Source organism: Phyllobacterium sp. LjRoot231, from assembly GCF_964253365.1.
GTDB lineage: Bacteria > Pseudomonadota > Alphaproteobacteria > Rhizobiales > Rhizobiaceae > Phyllobacterium.
Genome location: NZ_CAXUQT020000001.1, coordinates 3,496,322 through 3,512,687 on the forward strand (window position 1 = coordinate 3,496,322; position 16,366 = coordinate 3,512,687).

The window sequence follows — 16,366 nt, forward strand, 5'->3', positions numbered from 1 at the left end:
CATGGGGTTGGGCGCGCAGTCACTGCGGGCCGGGGTAATCAGGCAGTACGGCTCTGAAGGAAGGATTGAATGTATTCGGCAAGTCCCGGCTGACCGGGTTGTGCAGCGGGCCGCATGGGCTGCAATTGCATTGGTTGTGGCTGTTCCTGCTCAGCCATGAGCATTTGCAGTATTCCGCTCATATCGCCGCCCTGAGAGGCTTGCTGACCACCGCCCATCAATCCCGCAAGAATACCGGGTGGAGGCGCTGACGGGGCTGTCTGAGTCTGTGCGGGCGCAACGGGACTGTCACCGACATTGATAGGCGCTGGCAGTGCCGGAGCGGGAGCGCCGGAGGCTACCGAGATAGGTGCGGTTTGGTTGGCCGCAACTTGACTGTGGACACTCTGTCCAGCCGGAGCGCCGTTAAAAGCCTTGACAAGCCACTCAGGAGCATTCTTGCCCGAACCTCCTGCGCCCCATACGCCGGGATGACCAAAGCCAACGTGCATGCTCCCAGGCTGCATATAACCTGGTCCCGCGCCGAAGCCTGTTATTCCTGCGCCTTTGCCCTTGCTGACAATCTGCTCAAAAATGGGCAGGTCTTGCGGGTTGGACCAATCAAGACGGCGACCATCTTTGGAGAAGAACACATCACCAGAATTTCCATGGTCATGACGGTGCGAACCAACGCGATTTGGCCCTTCGGCCTCCTGACCGCCCGAAAACACCTGCATCGTGACGCCAAGCTCAGGGAGGAACTTGCCAAACGCGTCCAAAAGCTGGGGGCTGAGAGGTTGGTTCCGCGTTGCTCCTTGATTGGAGTATTGGAGCCAGTTAGGCGTTGCCATGGGCTGCCCCTTTATATTTCAGTGGTGAATTGCTATATTGCGCGCATGGAAAAACGCGGTGTCGATATTTACGATGTAATTGGAGCAGCTATCGTTCTTGGCGTTATGCTCTATGTCAAAATCTACTACTTCGAGCAGATCAAGGCTCTATTGTTCGGGTAGGCTTCCGGCAACAGTTGGTGCAGCCAGAACACTGGCACGAGACGCGCCACCGGCAATCTTCATCAAAGCATCTACCGCAGCCATGTGTTGGGGTGACGAGGCTGCATTCTGGATTGCCCGTTGAATGACAGCGGGGTCATTCGAAGACAGCATTTCAGCAACCTTCGTCATGACATTGCCGTCAATCTTCTTGCCGCCGTACCGCGCCGCGCCAGTCAACGCCGCTGCAGTCAATCCGGTGTTGAAGTCTCCGGTATAGCCCCAGGTTCCGGCACCGACGACACCGCTTTCAATCAATTGGCGTGCGGTGGTCGAATTGCCGAAGGCATTGCGCAGGGCATCCATAGCCACTTCGACACGAACAAAGGCTTCTATTTCCTTCGATCCCTTGTCGCCAAAGGCCATAACCATCTTCTCCCGGCTTTCAGGCGAGGCAAAGACACGGTTGATAACGTTTGTGCGGTCGCCAGCGCTTTTTGCGGCGTCGATAATCTCGGAGGCAAAGCCCGTCTGAAACAGGTCTTTTTCTGCAGGCTTCATGACCATCAGGCCACGCTTGTACTCCGACAACATCCTGGATGATTTGGCAAACTTCTTGCCTGCCTCAAGAGCATCTTCCGCATTGAAGAAGGAAGCTGCACCTTGACGTGCTGCCTTATATTCCGGCACTGCCTCGTCCAAAGACTTGACCAGCTTGCTCTTGAGGGCGTTGAGGTCACCGTACAGCGAGTTATCACCAGAACGCTGTGCCTTGCCGATGTCACTATCAAGATTGCGCTTGACCTGATCCCAGAACTGCAAAGTCGGGGTTACCAGTGTACCGTCTGCCTTCTTCCGAAGCTTGAACGATCCATCGGCAGCCTCATGGAACGGGTTCTGAATGGCTTTGCTGCCCTCGACCGCTGAGCGGTTCGCGCTCCTGCCGGTAACGTCCTTCACTGCCTGCTTGATGGCTGGAGACTGCATAATCTCCTGAAGTTCCGGCGTATAAAGCTGTTGTGCAGCCGGTGATTCATAGGCTCTTTTATATGCCGGACGGTTGGCTGCCCCGGCTAGATCCTTGAGCATATCCTGGGCCATCAGATCGTCTGTCTTGTAGCCGGTGACACGACCCATCAGTTTTGTAATGCGGCTGCTCTGATCGGTGAAACGGTCACTCGCGGCCTTCTGCATCATTTCGCGGGCGACGGGGGATTGGTTGGCGGCGGACCGGGCAAGGGCGCGGGTTGTCTCGCCGCCAATGTCTGCGTTCATTAATGGCTGATTGTTGCGAGCCGCTGCCGCAATATCATCAGGGGCAAGAAGCGCAGAAGGATTGCCAGCCCGGTCAACCTCGATGGCTTTGGCAACCCGTTTACCGGCTTCAGCAGCGGGTTTGATGGCGCTACGAATGGTAGAGCCTACTTTGTTAGCGATTGCCCCACCAACACCACGAAGACCCGCGCCGACGACAGGAATAGCCCCGCCGCCAAGAAGACCTATAACGCCTGATGTTCCAATGTCCTCCAGATCGCCACCACGCGTGGCAGTGTCCGCTGAATTAAGCGCACCCGATGAACCGGCACCAGCCAGCATCCTAGCGAGAAGCCCCTGCCCTGCCTTCATGCCAAATGCAGCCGGAGCGGCAGCCATAAGCGGTGCGGTTCCCACGATATTGCCGACAACGTTGCCCGATGTCTGGGCTGTCGGGTTCTGCTGGGTAGATTGAGCTACTCGATTTTGAATGCCGGAAAGCTCTTCTGAATAGGTCTTGTCTGTGAAGGGGGCACGCAGACCAGCAGCAAGTCTTTCCACACCACCGGCCACATATGGCCCAATGATGGGCAATCCTTCGACCGCCCCGCGTGACGCGGCAAGGCTTTCATTCTCTGTCACTAATGGTTCTTCTGGAGCGACCTCTGCTTGTGGAGCAGGAGCCAAGCCCATCTTGCTGTCAAAGTCCTGCTTCGGCATGTCCGAATAGAACTTCTGATAGACAGCATTCGACAGTTGCTGATCGCTCATGTCAGCATACTGCGGGAACTTTGCCCTGATATCAGCAATGCCAGCCATTAGCGAATTCCCAACGGATCGTTGTTCGTGTCTGCTGCGGGTGGAGGAGTGGTTGCTGCGCCACGCCCGCGCAAGGCCAATTTCTTGGTGGATTCTAGTTCACGCTTAAGCTGCTCAAGTTTGCTTGTGGCGCTCTTGGCATTGTCCCTGTACGTGGGGAGATAACGGTTAGCGTAAGACTCCGCTTCACTCTGCGGCATACCGGCACCCGTCAACATACGCTGGAGGGCATCCGTGCCAGACTGGATCTGACGGTATGTTTCGTTTTCCTCGCCGTTGCCATAACCAGCCTCGAAACGGTCGATGACGCCCGTTACCTTACCGGCAGAGACCTTTTCCTTGATCTTATCGAATTGCCCAAGGAAACTGTCAGTCAGACCAATACGAGCAGCCGATTCAGCAGGTATCTGCTCACCGGGACCACCAGGAATAGGCTCAACACCTGCCTCTTGATTGTTCGGGTCTTTCCAGCGGAACCCTGTCGGCAGCTTCACGCCAGTGTCGATATTGACCTGATTGCGCCCTGCTTCCTTCATCATCTTCTGGTAGTCCAAGAACGTGCCAGTGTATCCCTGATCCTTGACGGTCTGATATTCGCGTTGGTCAGTCGTCAATTTGTCATTGGGGTTGGGCGCTTCCGCTCCACCGATCTGGTTGTAATTGCCGGTCTTCTTGTCAACCATGGCCTTGATCTTACGGCCCTGATCGTCAAACAGGTCAGTTATCTGCCAATCTGGTTTGCTTCCGGTCTTGTATTCGCTGTACCAAGCCTTCAACGCGTCTGGATCGGTCGCGAGGTAGGCCGCTTCCTGATCGCCAACACCTGTTGATTTCAGCCAATCTACGGTGCGGTTGGCCTGTTGCTGGCCTAGCTTTGCCTTGCGACGGCTTTGGTTGCCCTGTGCCAGCAACAGGCCAGCGCCTGCCACTGATCTGTTTGGGTCTGACCCCATAGCCAAGCCAGCGCCGATATCCCTGATCTTGTCAAGGAAATCACCGCCATAGGACGGTGCAGGCTGCATAGGGTTCTGTGGCTGCTGCTGTTGACCGCCACCCATGAGCATTTCTAGGAGTCCGCCTGCCATCATCCGCCCCTGTTATTCTGTGCCAAAAAGGCTTGGATAAGCTGCTGAAGGTTCTGTGCGCCGCCCATGCCCTGTTGAGGTGCGGGCGGGAAATAGTTCTGATCCATCGGCCGTTGGCCCTGACGGTTGCCTTTCAGAAGCTCAAGGAGGCCACCCGGTTGACCAAACGATGGTGAAGCCTGACCGGACTGCTGTGGATGATCACCAAGACCCATGCGACCAAGCAAGCCACCCTGCGAACCCATGCCGGAAGTAAGGCGCTCGCCAAACGGCTTGGCCACGGCGTTGGGGTTCATCTGCATCATGGAGCCACCGCCGAACAGTGCGTCAAGAATTCCCATTACAACAATCCCATTAAGAGGCCGAGAACACCAAGAGGATTACCCGGCGTTGTCTGTGTGCCCGTCTGCGTGCCATAGTTGCCCGCTGAGCCTGTTCCTGCGGTGATAAGGCCACCAAGGCGTGCCCAATCCTGCATGTCGCCCTGACCCCACTGCTGGATCGCCTGATTGAGGGCGTCCTGCGTGCGGGCGTCGATCTGACCGCCAACCCCCTGCTGCTGCTGGGCGTCGAAAATCTTGTTGTTCTGGATGGTGGGGAGCTGGGAAATCATGCCAAGCATGTTCTGAAAGCCGGTGTTCTCAAGACCCGCAGCACCCTGAAGCGCATTGCCCTGAATGCCCATGCGACCCTGCTGTGCCGACTCCAGCGAATTGGCAGCGGCCATCTGCCGGTCACGTTCGGACTGATAGTTTGAATTGCGAAGCTGGTTGCCCTGTGCTGTCACACTGTCGGCAAGCGCGCCCTGATTGGCAACGGAGCCATAACGCCCACCAGAGGCGAACATGTTGTTGACCTGTCCAGCCGTATCGGACGCGCCCTTGGAGATGATATCTTCGAGGTATGGAGAACCCTTGAGATAGTCGCCGTTGGCCGTGCCTGTCAGGTACTGGCTTGCAGCCCCGCCCTGCCCTGCCGTGTCGGCTACGCCCTGCAGCCCATTGATGGCCGACTGACCCGCTTGACCGATACCACCGTTGGCAATCGTCTGCGTGGCTGCGCCCATGGGAAGCGTCTGCAATGCGGTGTTGTTGTTGTTATACGCAGTCGTGCCGGGAGCCGCCCATGCGGGCAAGCCGTTGCCTGTGCCGCTGGTCGAGTTCTTGCTGCTGGATGCTTTGCCGGTGGCCATATTCGTATCCTTCTAGCGCTGCTGGTTACCTGACCACTCGCGTTTCTTTTTCTGTTCAGCAGGCGGCTGCCACAATGGCTGCGGCTGGCTGAGTTGCGGCTTGGGCTTGTTGGCCAGAGCCTGCTGCATGATCGCCTGCACATTCGGAACTGAGGCATTGATAGACTGGTCGGAAACCGGCGCGCCCTGATATCCGGTCGCGGCCAGCATGTTATTCATGCCGCCCAGCGTCATATCGGACAGAGGAGCCTGCGTCGGGCCGGTGTATGTGTTATAGCCAGCGCCGGAGTCATAGAGCTTGAGCGCATCCTGACCGGCGCGCTCCAAAGCGGGTTTTGCCCACTCTGGCGGCTCGTTCTTCTGTGTGGTTTCTTGCTTTGAAGACTTACCCATGATCGTTCCTTAAGGTCTTGCGGTAAATCACAGCCGCTGGTTCGTAGCCGAAGGGCTTGAGAAACGGTTCCCAGCCCTTGCGGCCTATAAATTCTGCATCCGTTGCATTCCGCTCTGTCGCGGCCCATGCTTCCATTTCAGTGATCAGCGGCAGGACTTCGCCAATGCGCGATCCCGCACACTCGGCAAAGACCATGCGATTGTTGCCGGTGGCATCGATCTTGACGACCTCGGTCACCGCAGCGAGGATGACAGTGGCGTCCTCATCCTGGATAAGCCAAAGCTGGCGTCTTCCGTTGGCGCATTGTGCAATGATGTTCTCGACCGTCTCATCCTTGGGAAACCGCCGTACATACTTCTCCAGACAGGCTATAATCCCCGGCCATAACGGGGCCATTTCCTCCGATGACATATCCGAGGTAAGGCGAATGGACAGGCTCAACCGGAACGCCCCGGTATTTCTGCGATGGTCAGGATCACATCGACCGTGTTGGCACCGCCAGCCGTGACGCGGATTTCATCACCCGCATCGAGGCCGAAGCCATCCAGTGCATAATAGGCTGCGAATTTCGCCGGTATGTCGCCAGCCTGTATCAGCCGATAGGTCAGGTTGTCCTTGATATTGTACCATTCGACTGTCACTGTAGAAGCCGTGGCCCCAATGGCTGCGCAGCGAATCCCCAGAGCCTGCGCATAGCCGGTTGCCGTATAGATCACCGTGACCGAGGTTGTCGTGATCCGCTTGCCGATGGAGCGAACCGGGTTATTGACATAGTTGGCCATTATTGCTGACCCTCTGTCTTGCCGTCAGGGTCAATGCCGTGGACATGTTCCCATGCCTGATTAGCCGGGATCGTCAGCTCAAAGCGATGGAAGCGCCCTGAAGCACGCGCTGGGATCAAACCGGTGCGATTGCAGGCAAATGAAGACTTCCATGTATCCATCTGTCCAGCACGATCCCGCGTTGCAACTCGGCCCGTTGTCGTTTCCGCATCACACAGCGCCCTGAAGCCACGTACAGCCGTCCGGCTGGTCTGTGACAATCCAACCGCCCCGGTCTGCAAGATCGCTTCCAGCGGTGAACCTGAGAAGAAGCCAAGACGAAAATCCGTATCGAAGGCGGCAAGCGTCGGAGATCCACCCGACCAAGCGCGGCTATCGAGCGAATAGGGCAGATCGTCCAAGGGAATGCCGAGACTATCCAGGCTATCGAGCGTATAACCCGGTGTGGTTGCCTCAATCAGTCCAGTCAGATAGGCGCCGGGTATCAGCATGGACCATTTGTCCGTGCCGTAATTATAGACCAGAACCTTGTCGTAGGAGCGGGCCAAGGTGTTGGCACGGCTGCGATAGGCCCAATAGACAATCTTGCGGATCGGATCTTCTGAACCGTAGACGTTGAACGTCTCTTCCGTCGCGATATCATCGATAAAGAAGCGGTCTACCCGTTCATTGCCGATTGGTGTGGGTGGTGCGCCATAGAGGTAAAAGCCATCCTGGCTGAGATAGAATATGCCTGCGCCCGTGGTAACGATCGATCTTGGGGCAACGCAGCCATGACTCTCAATGGTCTTGCGAAAGGTCATGATAAGCGCCGTATCGAGTGCCAAAGCACCTTCGCGAATGCAATTCTCGTGGAAGATCACGCCGCCCTTTTCAAAGCCGCTGAATCCCATGATTTCGCCGCCATCCGGGAAGGGCTGCAGATCAGAGGAACGCTGACGCGGTATCCAGAACTGCGGATCGTTCAAGCCCGACCACTGGATGGTCTTGCTGCCGCCACTCGTGTTGAGCAGCATGATAAAATCACCAATAATGCCCGAATAGAGGGCTGTTGGTGCATTGGCGCTGAGAACGCCGAAGGTGGTTGGCGCAGAAAGATCGTAATACTGCACCGGATCAGTGCCGTTTGTGGCCGTTACCCATGTGCCGAACTGCTCGAATGACCAATTGGCGCTGTCGGCTGTGCCATAGACGCCACCCGATATGTTGTCCCAGCCCAATGTGCCCGCATTGAGCTTGTAGATGCCGGTTTCAGTGCCTGTAATCAGCGTGTACTGCCCAGCCCCTTCATTGGCGAGGATCGATCCTTGCGGGCGAGCAGGAAGCGGGTCCGTGAGCGGCACAAACGACGGAAACGGGCCGAACGACTGCGCCTGTGGCAAGACGTTCTGCAGCGTATTGCAGGCGCTTGGGTCAAACACGCTCTTGTCGGGTGCGAATTCCGCGAAAGGGATCATCGTCCGGCCTCGACATACTCGCGCGCAGTGACAACCCAATGCCGGTTGAACCTAAACCGCAGGAAATCCCCGTTAAAATCCTGTTCCCAGAGGGTGCATGTGGGGGCAGCCCTCACGATCAGCAGGCGAAGCCACGCAATCATGGAGTCGGCCCACTGACGCGCATCGAAGCGCGGGAATAAAGGGCCTTCTTCTCGTCATTCATGAACGCCTGCAGCATGCCGGAAAACGCTGCGCCCATCGTCTGCATGCGCTCCGGTTCACCGATATACATTGCGGCGTATTTGAGGGAGCCTGCGAGATAGAGGTTGGGATAGCGGTCGAGCAGCCAATTGGTCGTCATGGTGTCGGAAAGCGCCGGTATCTTGGCGTAGTAGATGAATTGAATGTCGCTCGTGGTCAGCGGCAACACCGTCAATGTTAAGCCGTTGATGGTGAAGAAGTTGGGAAGGCCTGAGGCATGGTAAGGCTCCTTGGCGTCCATGTATGACGGGGCAACGAGCGACAGCGGGCGGCGGGGATTGGTCAGCGCCGTAACCTGCCGGAACTCCAGGTAATCGTCAGGTAGCGCGACATTGCCGTTCACATCGGGCGTCAACGTTACAGTGGTAAGCTGGTGCCGCGTGCGCAGCGTCCGGTTCATGTCGCCTTCGAACATGGTGACAAAATCAGGGCATGCGTTCGCCAGATCGGGCCTGTCGAACATCCAGTTTTGAATGGATGTTTTGATATCGTCGTAGGAAGCCAAAGCCATTTAGAGCCTCCCACGGAATGTGCGGAATTTCTGGTGATCGGAGTCATTAAGCCAACGGCGGATATAGGCTTGGTCGCCGTTCTTGCTGGCTTCAGCCAACTGGCTTTGATAGATATCCATCGGAATGGAGCCGACAACCTGACCGTCGCCAAAGCGCTTGCCTGTGCTGTCGTTCAGCTTTTCCGCATTGAGGTCGAGCAGTTCATCTACAGGCGTATCGCTGCGGATGACGTAGTGGGTTCCCATGTCGAGGTACCACTTCTTGGTGCCTGTAACGGGGTCGTGACTGAACAGACGCCAGTCACCTTCGTAAACATCTGACATGAAAAGGGTCCATCTGAGGGAACAGCGGCGCTATCCAGCGCGGCCTTGAAGGATCAGAAGTCGTCGGCGCGTTCAGCAATGCCGAGTTTGACAACCTTGCGGGCCTCTTCGACAGGCAGGTTGATGAGCGAACCGGCAAGCTGTTTGCCACCGCCAGATTCAGGCACATATCCGCGAAGCAGCAGGACCGGGAGAAGCTTGGGTTTCTGGAGAATTTGCTGTTGAGCGTTCATAGGGATTCCTCACGAGAGAGAAGGCCCCGCAGTTGCCCGCGAGGCCAGTTGTTGGATTACGTGGTTGCAGTCAGGCCGAACACATCGGCAACAACACCATGGGCAGCCTGATTTTTTACAACCAGGGTCCATTCTGTCTTGATGACGCGCTTGTTGGCATCGCCGGTCTTGGCAGGAACGTCCTGCGTGATCGGGCGAAGAACACCACGTTCCACCATGTCAGGCGTGATCACGAACACGTTGCGGGCAAGAGCCGCAGTCGTGCCCATGACACGATTTGGAACAACCGACAGAAGGCCGAAGTCGGACAGATAGGCGTCTGCTGCGGCAATGATTGTTCCCTGCTTCGGAGACTTCACTTCGTTACGGAAGGGAGCCACGTTGGCATTGGACATGAAGGTGGAGAACACCTGCTTGTTGTAAGGTGACAACATGACAGTGTCAGGATTGCCACCGGAGGCATAGACAAGCCCGATGACAGTATCAAGCAGCGTCTTGGTGAAAGCGCGCTGTGTGCCGTTGGTGGCAGCGACCACAAGGCCGGTACCCGTGCTGAAACCACCGTCAGCGCCAGCAGCGCCACGGTCGTCATTGGAGGTCATCCAGGCAGGGAAACCACCGGAAATGCGGGCAGTCGTGTCGTTACCAGCTACCGAAGCGACGTTCGAAAGCGCGGCGGCTTCAATGTCCTTCTTCAGCTCGACGCCCTTCTTGGCCATCTGGTAGGCCAATTCCTTTTCACGGCCTGCCTTGTCCACGGCATCCTGTGTTTCCGTCACGATGACGGTTTTCAGGGAAATCTGCGTGTAGTTGGCAAGACGTGTGGTCGGGGTGACGTTTGCGTAGGTGTAGTCGTCACCTTCGATTGCCGCGTTGACGGCAGGAACCGCAAGAGCGTCAGTCTGCCAGTCGTGGCGAACTGCCTTGACCTTGCCGGAGCCGATCATCGAAATGAACGGGGTTTCCTCCGGGGTGATCTGATAGATGGCGTTTTCGAGATCTTCACGATCACCGATTGCGTCATAGGTAGAGAAAGTGCCAGTTACCTGTGCCATTTGATTTAACCTTTGATGATATCGAGGATGAGATCAGCTCCATCTCTGAGGGAGCCGGTTTGGCGCAGTTTGTCCCGACGTTCCTTGTGCGCGCGGGCCGCGGCTTCCCCTTGGCTTGGACGACGACCGGGCTGTTGCACCGGGGGAGCGTCTTGGGCCTTCTGGATAGCCTTGGGCTTGGAATCCATGAGCTTTTGGTAAGCCATGGCATCCTTGGCGAGGAGGATCAGGCGGTGGTCATAGACCGATCCCAAATCCTTGGCGGTGAAGCCGTATCTTTCGATACCCCTTGCCAACTCCGCGTTGAATTGTGTGAGTTTTGCCGGGTCCTTCAGCTCAGGAAGACGTTCAACGAGGCTTTTGCTCTCGCTTTCGGTCCAATCCCTGAATGCCTGTTGACGTTGCACTGCCGCTGCCTGTTCGTGCTCCTGCTTGGCACCCATGAGGTGCTGCAGTTGCCCCAAACGGGCTTCATACTCGGCCTTTTCCTGAATATACGCGATAGGATCGCTGTAGAGCAGCGCCTGATCGGGTGCAGCCGGGAGATTGGCCTGCGCAACCTGGATGGCGAAATCCACGTTCTGCTGGAACTGTTGGGCTTGCTGCGTAACTTCCGCCTGCTGTGTCTCCAGAGCCTTGCGGGTGTCTGCGAGAGCCATAGCCTTGCGGGTGTAGTCGGACTGCCGAAGGTTGCCCTTCCGCCATTCCTCGATTTCGCTCTGGGTAACCTCGGTGCCGTCAGCTAGACGATACTTGGTAGGTTCCTCGGCTGCCTCGTGTTCAGGTTGTTCTTCATCCGTCTCTACCGTGTCGGTTGACACATCGGCTTCGTCATCGGATGCACCGTTATCAGCGCTCTGAGTGACTTCTGCCTCGTTACCTTCAGTCTCTACCGTGTCCTTTTCAGGGGGATTGAGAATGGCTGCGATTGCTTCTGCGCCTTGTAAGACGCCCATGCTTGCGGTCCCGGATGCCGGGTTGTCGCTGGTGGTATCCATAATATGGTTCCTTCTGGCGGCATAAGCCGCGCTGGGCCGTGGCGCATCACTGCGCGGTTACCAGAGGTCAGACGACGCTCTGTTTCCCTGTCTTCCGGGTGGTTCCGAGGAGCCTTATCCGGGACTGGAGATCACGAATTATCTGTACGCGCTGGATCAGCGCATCTTTCTCCCGCTCATCCGAAGAGATGGGGAGACGCAGCAATTCCTCGAACGTTGTGCGCTCAAGGTCTGCGAAAGCCTCTTTAATCTCCGCATTATCAGCCAACTGGCGAAACGCGGCAGCTTTGATTTCATCAATCACGAGAGAACCGCAGCGGTGATTACGCCAGAGGCATTGATCGTGAACGTGATCTGGCTCACCCAAGCGCCAGTTGGGGCGGCGCTCAATGGGTATGCGACCGCAGTCTTGATGATCTTCGCAGTCGTCGGCAATTGAACGTTGCTCAATACGGCAGCGGCGACCGTGGCCGTCCCGGTAACGCGGCCATTGGCAACGTTCGTGCTGTCGCTGATCTGCGTAAGCGTATCGGCGTTATCAACCATGACTACGGTTGATGCGAGATCAACGCCCGTCAATGTGCTGCCTGTGACAACAGCCGTGGCATTGTGGCTATCGGCTGCGAGCGAATTGCGAACGGGGACTGTCCCGCCGTTAAGTACCTGCGCACCGACTGTGTAGTCTGGCGCACCGGAACGAAGTTGATCGGCCCAGAATGAAGGGCCACCTGCTTTGATGTCTGGCATGATATGCTCCTTAGTCCTCTGGAACCGAACGGTTCTGGATGTTGGTATCGACCTTGGGCTTGTTCACTTCGGCGTTCATTACGTTGGCTTGGGAAGTGAGTTCCGCTTCCATCAGCATTTCCTCGCGACGCAACTGCATGTCCATTGCCGCTTTCTCGCGGGTAATCTGGATTTCTGCAGCGGCCTTGTCCTGCATGAATTGCAGTTCGGCAGCGGCTTTCTCACGTTGCGATTGCATATCGAGCGCATTCTTCTCGCGCTGGAGATTGACGGCAGCAGCAGCCTTGTTCTGCTCAAGTTCGGCAGAGGCAGCGGCGCGTTCCTGATCGATCTGGATCTGCGCCTGTGCTTTCTGCTGTTCCATCTCCATCTTGGCTTGTTCAGCCGCTACCTTGGGATCTGGCGGAGGCGGTTGATTGGTCAGGGCCTGCATGTCTTCTTGACTGACTTCGTTGAAATACTGGTCAGGCGAGCGAATACCGGCAGACTCGACAATCTTGCGCAGCGTGTTGGCGTATTGAGGCAGGCTGACAATCGGATTTGTCGGGCCAGCCTGTGCAATGATCAATTCCTGCTTGGCTGCGATCTGCATCAGCAAGGTTACGTCACGGTCACGCGAGCCAGAGCCAAGCCCGACGCTCACATTCGCGTCCATGTTGGCATTCCATGAGCGTGGGTCCATCTCGACCCACTTGTCACGCAGGCGGATCATGCGCGGCTTATCCTGATGCGCTACAACCAGCTTCAACAGGCATTTGAACAGGCGCTTGAGGCCGAGTTCAGCGATATTGCGGGCATAGAGTTCAATCTTGGCATAGGAGGCGCTCTGGGCCATCATCTGGCCTGCTGCCGTCTGGTTCTGCAATGCGTCTGGATCGAGCGCCATGGACTGTCTGGAGACGCCTGTGCGCTTTTCCGAGAGCATGTCCATGTATTCGAGCATGGAATAGGACTTGTCAGCCACGAAGGGCACGGCAAGGTCGGTAATGGCTCCCGGACCAGTGGTCTGGATGACACCCCCGAATGTCGGGTTAATCACCTCATCCATGTTCTCGATCATGTTCGCAACGGCTTCACGCTGCGGATTGTTGGACAGGTAGAGGTTATCCAGTGTCTGCCTCAACAGCACGGTCTTGACCTTCTGCACGTCCTCCAGTTCATCGAACAGTGAGCGGCCTTCCCAGCGGTGCGGCTCTGGCATCGGGCAGGCATCGGAGAACGGCAGATCATCCTGCCATTCGTCATTGGAGAGGATAGAGCGTCCTGCTCCGGTCCCGGCCATGACAACACGCCGCCATTCAGCATAGCCATCGCCGTCATAGTCACAGCGCAGATAGGCCTCATGCACCTCGACCTCGACCATAAGCGGGTCAGTCTCGGATTGGTTCTTGTTCGGTACGGTTCGGTTCCAGCGGGCAAGCTTCTCGTCTGTGGTGTCGAGGTCTTCCCAGCCGTTGAGCTTCATCACCTCTTTGCGGTCGTAACCATCGTCAATCAGGCTCTGGCGCGTCCGCATCGAACGGTGATCGGCAAAGGTGGCCTTCTCAATCGAGGTTGCACCGCGCTGGATGAGAAACTCTTCCGGTGCAATGCACACGCAGACCAGCTTACCGTAGCTGCAGGTGCGCTTGATCTTGCAATCATGCGTGACAGTCTGCTGCTCGACCGGCTGTCCAGTCGTTGGATCGGCAACCATCTCAACGGTGACGGTGGCCGTGTGCTGAAGCACCTCGACCTCATCATCCGAGACCAGCATCGTGAAGGCGTCATCATCCAGTCCGCTGAAATCCAGCGTCTCGTAGGTCTTGGATGTGTCCCACCAATGTTTCCAGATGCCATTGCCGAACAGCAGGCCCTCATGGAAGCCGTTGCGCAGTGTCCGGTAGCCCTCACACTCGCGCATGAAGACGTAATTCACATAGTCAGTGGCCTGCGATGAACCCTGCTCATCCTCTGGCGTCTGTGGCTCATACTGGACAATCGTGTCAGATGCCGTGAACACACGCATGAGGCCGGGAAGTATCCAGCCCATGGCGTCGGACACATCACGCGATGTAACCTGCGAGCGGCCTTCCTGATGCGGCACATCGGGCATACGACCGGCGTAGTAGTCCAGCGCACGGCCACGATGCTTTGACAGTTCGCTCTGGTCGTAACCAACGGCATCGTCAATACCGGCGCGGACAAGGGCGGCAAGTTCACCCTCACCCATCTTTTTGGTTTTGGCCATATACGAATCCATCCAAGGGAATGCGCGCAGTCACTGCGGGCTTTGGGGTTATACGACCCAGTTTTTAGGTTGTGCTTTGGTTGCAGTCCGCTTCAGAACCTGTGCAAACCGCAAACACATCAGTGCGTATCGAGAGGCCGAGATCGTATCATCCCGCTCCTTGACGATCTTGCCGTCCTTGCGGTGATACAGCCTGCGTTCCTCAAGCCATGACGAGCAGGTTGAGAACACTTTCCAGCGTCCTGTCTGCATCCTGTCCAGCATATCCATCAAACCGGCTTCAACACTATTAGAGCCATCGTTGAAACGGGCATTCTCCGGCAGCATCTTCAGATCCTGCGCCTGATACTGCTTGGCGAGGTTCTCACCTGCCGCCGTGTCATTGTTGCCATCGTGCGGCCATGCCCAAGGCAATGTAGCGCCCCATGGCTTGACTGCCGCAGCGTGAATGATCGGTGTTGCCTGCCTTTGCCGATAATCCTTCGTGACATAAACGATATCAGCGTCACGATCCCATGCGAGACATACAGCCGCTGTCGGGTGATCCCAGCCAAAGTCCAGACCGCCGATCTGCGGCCAGAAGGCCGGTATGGCGAATGGCTCAACAATGATCTTCTCTTCCAACACCGGGAAGATCAAACCGCTACCGAGCGTTGGTATGCCCTTGGCTCGTGCCTCGCGTTCATGTGCCGGATAGCTCGCAATGATCTGCGCCCGCTGTTCCGGTGTGTAATGTTCTGCGTCATCGATAGTCATTGACGTAACACTACGTGCGCCCGCTCCAGGATCGTCCTTGGCTGGCATGATGAACCTGCTGACGACCGTGGACATGCCAAGCAATGGAGTGAAGGTCGTCTGTGCGAACTGACCGCGCTGGCCGTTGTTCGTGCGTGTCAGCCCCTCTGAGTAAATATCCTCTGGCGGTTCTTCATCGAACCAGACCCCGTCTACCGTTGGCCCCTGCCACTTTTCGCGGCCCTTTTCATAAGCCTTGAAGGCAATGACACTCTCGCCAGCCTGAATGTCGCCACCACCGCCCCAACGAACAACAACGTTGTCGAGAAGGTTTGGCACACCCATTGCCCTGCCACGATCCTTGATGCAGTCAGATGGTATAAAGCCCGTTCCCCATTCCTCTTCCTTTGCAGGAGGGCCTATGAGAATGCGCTGTGGGTTGTCTCTCGTACTTTCACCTGTAACCGAACCGGCCCAGAGCAAAGGCGCTGTGTTAAATGTTGCCCCACTCCACCAGTCAGGATAGCGGCCCGTCAGATGCATGGCCCACTCAGCACCACCGGCCACTGTCTTACCCAACTGATTGCCTGCCATGAACAGACGCTCGCTGAACGATGCGCCTGCGAGATGAAAGGCTTTCTGCTTTGAGTACGGGCTGTAGAACTTGAGCTTGTTAGTGCGCTGTCTGCGCTCTATCTCCGCCGTCAGTTCCATTCTCTCCCTGAGAAGCAAGGAAAGGCTGGATGACGGAGTCGAGGCTGCGGATGCGGGCGATGAGCTGTTCATCAGTCATCCCGTCCGTTTGGTTGATGTTGACATTCATATCCTTCGGCATGAGCGAGGCCACGACCTTGAGATACTGGTCAGGCTTCTCATCGATCACGCGCTTGATGACTGCTGCGCCTTCTGCCTGCCAGGATGTGAGCAAGTCCTCGATGAACTGCTCGCCAAGCTTGTTGCGTGAGCCTTTGGGGCGACCACCGCCGCTATTTCCGGTTAGGAAACGGCCATTCTCCGGATCTTTGGTTGGTTGATCGGTCATTATCCATTCTCGATTGAACTTGCGGCCCGCGCCAGCCAACCAGCCATCATTCGTGCTTCTGTTGGGGTGAACCTTATGTTGGTTGAGCCATCGCCATCTGAAGACCAGATAAGAACCATCGACTCGTAGATGGACAATTCGACTATATCTTTTTCTATCGTGGTGGTGATTTCCAAGTCTTCAACAGGCATCACATAAACTCTTCCAACTGGTCTGCGTGCTCTCTCAGCATCTGAGCGACAGCGCGGTGATCGTCTGCATCCAAGAATGCGCTAATGACAGCTTCAAGCATGA

At 56.6% G+C, this 16,366-nt stretch carries 21 protein-coding genes; 1 reads left to right on the forward strand and 20 read right to left on the reverse strand.

The window, feature by feature from the left end:
• Positions 1 to 38: 38 nt before the first annotated feature.
• Positions 39 to 491: a hypothetical protein gene (locus ACSQ3H_RS17285; RefSeq protein ID WP_436118163.1), complete on the reverse strand. Its 453-nt coding sequence runs from the start codon at positions 489 to 491 to the stop codon at positions 39 to 41.
• On the opposite strand from ACSQ3H_RS17285, the gene ACSQ3H_RS17290 reads away from it, so the two are divergent.
• Entirely contained in the window at positions 471 to 992 is a 522-nt protein-coding gene (locus tag ACSQ3H_RS17290) for a hypothetical protein (RefSeq protein WP_436118164.1), read from the forward strand. The genes ACSQ3H_RS17285 and ACSQ3H_RS17290 overlap by 21 nt on opposite strands.
• On the opposite strand, the gene ACSQ3H_RS17295 is transcribed toward ACSQ3H_RS17290, so the two are convergent.
• From ACSQ3H_RS17295 to ACSQ3H_RS17385, 19 genes are all read right to left on the reverse strand, one after another.
• Positions 978 to 3,044 (reverse strand): hypothetical protein, encoded by a 2,067-nt coding sequence (locus ACSQ3H_RS17295; protein WP_436118165.1) that lies wholly within the window; start codon positions 3,042 to 3,044, stop codon positions 978 to 980. The two genes, ACSQ3H_RS17290 and ACSQ3H_RS17295, sit on opposite strands and share 15 nt — an antisense overlap.
• Positions 3,044 to 4,102 (reverse strand): hypothetical protein, encoded by a 1,059-nt coding sequence (locus tag ACSQ3H_RS17300; RefSeq protein WP_436118166.1) that lies wholly within the window; start codon positions 4,100 to 4,102, stop codon positions 3,044 to 3,046. Before ACSQ3H_RS17300 ends, ACSQ3H_RS17295 begins: the two co-directional genes overlap by 1 nt.
• 26 nt (positions 4,103 to 4,128) lie before the next feature.
• The gene (locus tag ACSQ3H_RS17305; RefSeq protein ID WP_436118167.1) at positions 4,129 to 4,470 is read right to left on the reverse strand and encodes a hypothetical protein; all 342 of its coding nucleotides are present in this window, start codon (positions 4,468 to 4,470) and stop codon (positions 4,129 to 4,131) included.
• Entirely contained in the window at positions 4,470 to 5,321 is an 852-nt protein-coding gene (locus ACSQ3H_RS17310; protein ID WP_436118168.1) for a hypothetical protein, read from the reverse strand. Before ACSQ3H_RS17310 ends, ACSQ3H_RS17305 begins: the two co-directional genes overlap by 1 nt.
• A gap of 12 nt (positions 5,322 to 5,333) precedes the next feature.
• Complete coding sequence (locus ACSQ3H_RS17315) at positions 5,334 to 5,714, reverse strand: hypothetical protein (protein WP_436118169.1); 381 nt, start codon at positions 5,712 to 5,714, stop codon at positions 5,334 to 5,336.
• Positions 5,707 to 6,111 carry a hypothetical protein gene (locus ACSQ3H_RS17320; protein ID WP_436118170.1) on the reverse strand — a complete coding sequence of 135 codons (405 nt, stop codon included), beginning with the start codon at positions 6,109 to 6,111 and terminating at the stop codon, positions 5,707 to 5,709. The genes ACSQ3H_RS17315 and ACSQ3H_RS17320 overlap by 8 nt, the downstream gene beginning before the upstream one ends.
• Positions 6,112 to 6,152: 41 nt before the next feature.
• Positions 6,153 to 6,497, reverse strand: coding sequence for a hypothetical protein (locus ACSQ3H_RS17325; protein ID WP_436118171.1), 345 nt, complete (start codon positions 6,495 to 6,497; stop codon positions 6,153 to 6,155).
• Positions 6,497 to 7,954: a hypothetical protein gene (locus ACSQ3H_RS17330; RefSeq protein WP_436118172.1), complete on the reverse strand. Its 1,458-nt coding sequence runs from the start codon at positions 7,952 to 7,954 to the stop codon at positions 6,497 to 6,499. The genes ACSQ3H_RS17325 and ACSQ3H_RS17330 overlap by 1 nt, the downstream gene beginning before the upstream one ends.
• A 139-nt stretch (positions 7,955 to 8,093) precedes the next feature.
• Positions 8,094 to 8,708 carry a phage adaptor protein gene (locus tag ACSQ3H_RS17335; protein ID WP_436118173.1) on the reverse strand — a complete coding sequence of 205 codons (615 nt, stop codon included), beginning with the start codon at positions 8,706 to 8,708 and terminating at the stop codon, positions 8,094 to 8,096.
• Complete coding sequence (locus ACSQ3H_RS17340; RefSeq protein ID WP_436118174.1) at positions 8,709 to 9,032, reverse strand: hypothetical protein; 324 nt, start codon at positions 9,030 to 9,032, stop codon at positions 8,709 to 8,711. It lies immediately after the preceding gene.
• 53 nt (positions 9,033 to 9,085) lie between these two features.
• Positions 9,086 to 9,265 (reverse strand): hypothetical protein, encoded by a 180-nt coding sequence (locus ACSQ3H_RS17345; RefSeq protein WP_436118175.1) that lies wholly within the window; start codon positions 9,263 to 9,265, stop codon positions 9,086 to 9,088.
• 56 nt (positions 9,266 to 9,321) lie between these two features.
• Positions 9,322 to 10,320, reverse strand: a complete 999-nt coding sequence (locus ACSQ3H_RS17350; protein WP_436118176.1) for a DUF5309 domain-containing protein — start codon at positions 10,318 to 10,320, stop codon at positions 9,322 to 9,324.
• 5 nt (positions 10,321 to 10,325) lie between these two features.
• Entirely contained in the window at positions 10,326 to 11,318 is a 993-nt protein-coding gene (locus ACSQ3H_RS17355) for a hypothetical protein (protein ID WP_436118177.1), read from the reverse strand.
• 67 nt (positions 11,319 to 11,385) lie between these two features.
• Positions 11,386 to 11,622, reverse strand: coding sequence for a hypothetical protein (locus ACSQ3H_RS17360; protein WP_436118178.1), 237 nt, complete (start codon positions 11,620 to 11,622; stop codon positions 11,386 to 11,388).
• Complete coding sequence (locus ACSQ3H_RS17365) at positions 11,619 to 12,065, reverse strand: hypothetical protein (RefSeq protein ID WP_436118179.1); 447 nt, start codon at positions 12,063 to 12,065, stop codon at positions 11,619 to 11,621. The genes ACSQ3H_RS17360 and ACSQ3H_RS17365 overlap by 4 nt, the downstream gene beginning before the upstream one ends.
• Before the next feature lie 10 nt (positions 12,066 to 12,075).
• On the reverse strand, positions 12,076 to 14,295 hold the full coding sequence (locus ACSQ3H_RS17370) for a portal protein (protein WP_436118180.1): 2,220 nt from the start codon (positions 14,293 to 14,295) through the stop codon (positions 12,076 to 12,078).
• A 48-nt stretch (positions 14,296 to 14,343) separates the two neighbouring features.
• Positions 14,344 to 15,816, reverse strand: a complete 1,473-nt coding sequence (locus ACSQ3H_RS17375) for a terminase large subunit domain-containing protein (RefSeq protein ID WP_436118181.1) — start codon at positions 15,814 to 15,816, stop codon at positions 14,344 to 14,346.
• Entirely contained in the window at positions 15,704 to 16,072 is a 369-nt protein-coding gene (locus ACSQ3H_RS17380; protein WP_436118182.1) for a hypothetical protein, read from the reverse strand. Before ACSQ3H_RS17380 ends, ACSQ3H_RS17375 begins: the two co-directional genes overlap by 113 nt.
• Positions 16,072 to 16,263, reverse strand: coding sequence for a hypothetical protein (locus tag ACSQ3H_RS17385; protein WP_436118183.1), 192 nt, complete (start codon positions 16,261 to 16,263; stop codon positions 16,072 to 16,074). The genes ACSQ3H_RS17380 and ACSQ3H_RS17385 overlap by 1 nt, the downstream gene beginning before the upstream one ends.
• Between the last annotated feature and the right edge of the window lie 103 nt (positions 16,264 to 16,366).

Coding starts and splice junctions, on each gene's coding strand:
- ACSQ3H_RS17315 (WP_436118169.1), bottom strand. CDS start 5,714: ATGGGTAAGTCTTCAAAGCAAGAAACCACACAGAAGAACGAGCCGCCA.
- ACSQ3H_RS17335 (WP_436118173.1), bottom strand. CDS start 8,708: ATGGCTTTGGCTTCCTACGACGATATCAAAACATCCATTCAAAACTGG.
- ACSQ3H_RS17350 (WP_436118176.1), bottom strand. CDS start 10,320: ATGGCACAGGTAACTGGCACTTTCTCTACCTATGACGCAATCGGTGAT.
- ACSQ3H_RS17325 (WP_436118171.1), bottom strand. CDS start 6,497: ATGGCCAACTATGTCAATAACCCGGTTCGCTCCATCGGCAAGCGGATC.
- ACSQ3H_RS17300 (WP_436118166.1), bottom strand. CDS start 4,102: ATGGGTGGCGGTCAACAGCAGCAGCCACAGAACCCTATGCAGCCTGCA.
- ACSQ3H_RS17380 (WP_436118182.1), bottom strand. CDS start 16,072: ATGACCGATCAACCAACCAAAGATCCGGAGAATGGCCGTTTCCTAACC.
- ACSQ3H_RS17345 (WP_436118175.1), bottom strand. CDS start 9,265: ATGAACGCTCAACAGCAAATTCTCCAGAAACCCAAGCTTCTCCCGGTC.
- ACSQ3H_RS17295 (WP_436118165.1), bottom strand. CDS start 3,044: ATGGCTGGCATTGCTGATATCAGGGCAAAGTTCCCGCAGTATGCTGAC.
- ACSQ3H_RS17290 (WP_436118164.1), top strand. CDS start 471: ATGACCAAAGCCAACGTGCATGCTCCCAGGCTGCATATAACCTGGTCC.
- ACSQ3H_RS17365 (WP_436118179.1), bottom strand. CDS start 12,065: ATGCCAGACATCAAAGCAGGTGGCCCTTCATTCTGGGCCGATCAACTT.
- ACSQ3H_RS17355 (WP_436118177.1), bottom strand. CDS start 11,318: ATGGATACCACCAGCGACAACCCGGCATCCGGGACCGCAAGCATGGGC.
- ACSQ3H_RS17370 (WP_436118180.1), bottom strand. CDS start 14,295: ATGGCCAAAACCAAAAAGATGGGTGAGGGTGAACTTGCCGCCCTTGTC.
- ACSQ3H_RS17310 (WP_436118168.1), bottom strand. CDS start 5,321: ATGGCCACCGGCAAAGCATCCAGCAGCAAGAACTCGACCAGCGGCACA.
- ACSQ3H_RS17320 (WP_436118170.1), bottom strand. CDS start 6,111: ATGGCCCCGTTATGGCCGGGGATTATAGCCTGTCTGGAGAAGTATGTA.
- ACSQ3H_RS17305 (WP_436118167.1), bottom strand. CDS start 4,470: ATGGGAATTCTTGACGCACTGTTCGGCGGTGGCTCCATGATGCAGATG.
- ACSQ3H_RS17340 (WP_436118174.1), bottom strand. CDS start 9,032: ATGTCAGATGTTTACGAAGGTGACTGGCGTCTGTTCAGTCACGACCCC.
- ACSQ3H_RS17385 (WP_436118183.1), bottom strand. CDS start 16,263: ATGCCTGTTGAAGACTTGGAAATCACCACCACGATAGAAAAAGATATA.
- ACSQ3H_RS17375 (WP_436118181.1), bottom strand. CDS start 15,816: ATGAACAGCTCATCGCCCGCATCCGCAGCCTCGACTCCGTCATCCAGC.
- ACSQ3H_RS17285 (WP_436118163.1), bottom strand. CDS start 491: ATGCACGTTGGCTTTGGTCATCCCGGCGTATGGGGCGCAGGAGGTTCG.
- ACSQ3H_RS17330 (WP_436118172.1), bottom strand. CDS start 7,954: ATGATCCCTTTCGCGGAATTCGCACCCGACAAGAGCGTGTTTGACCCA.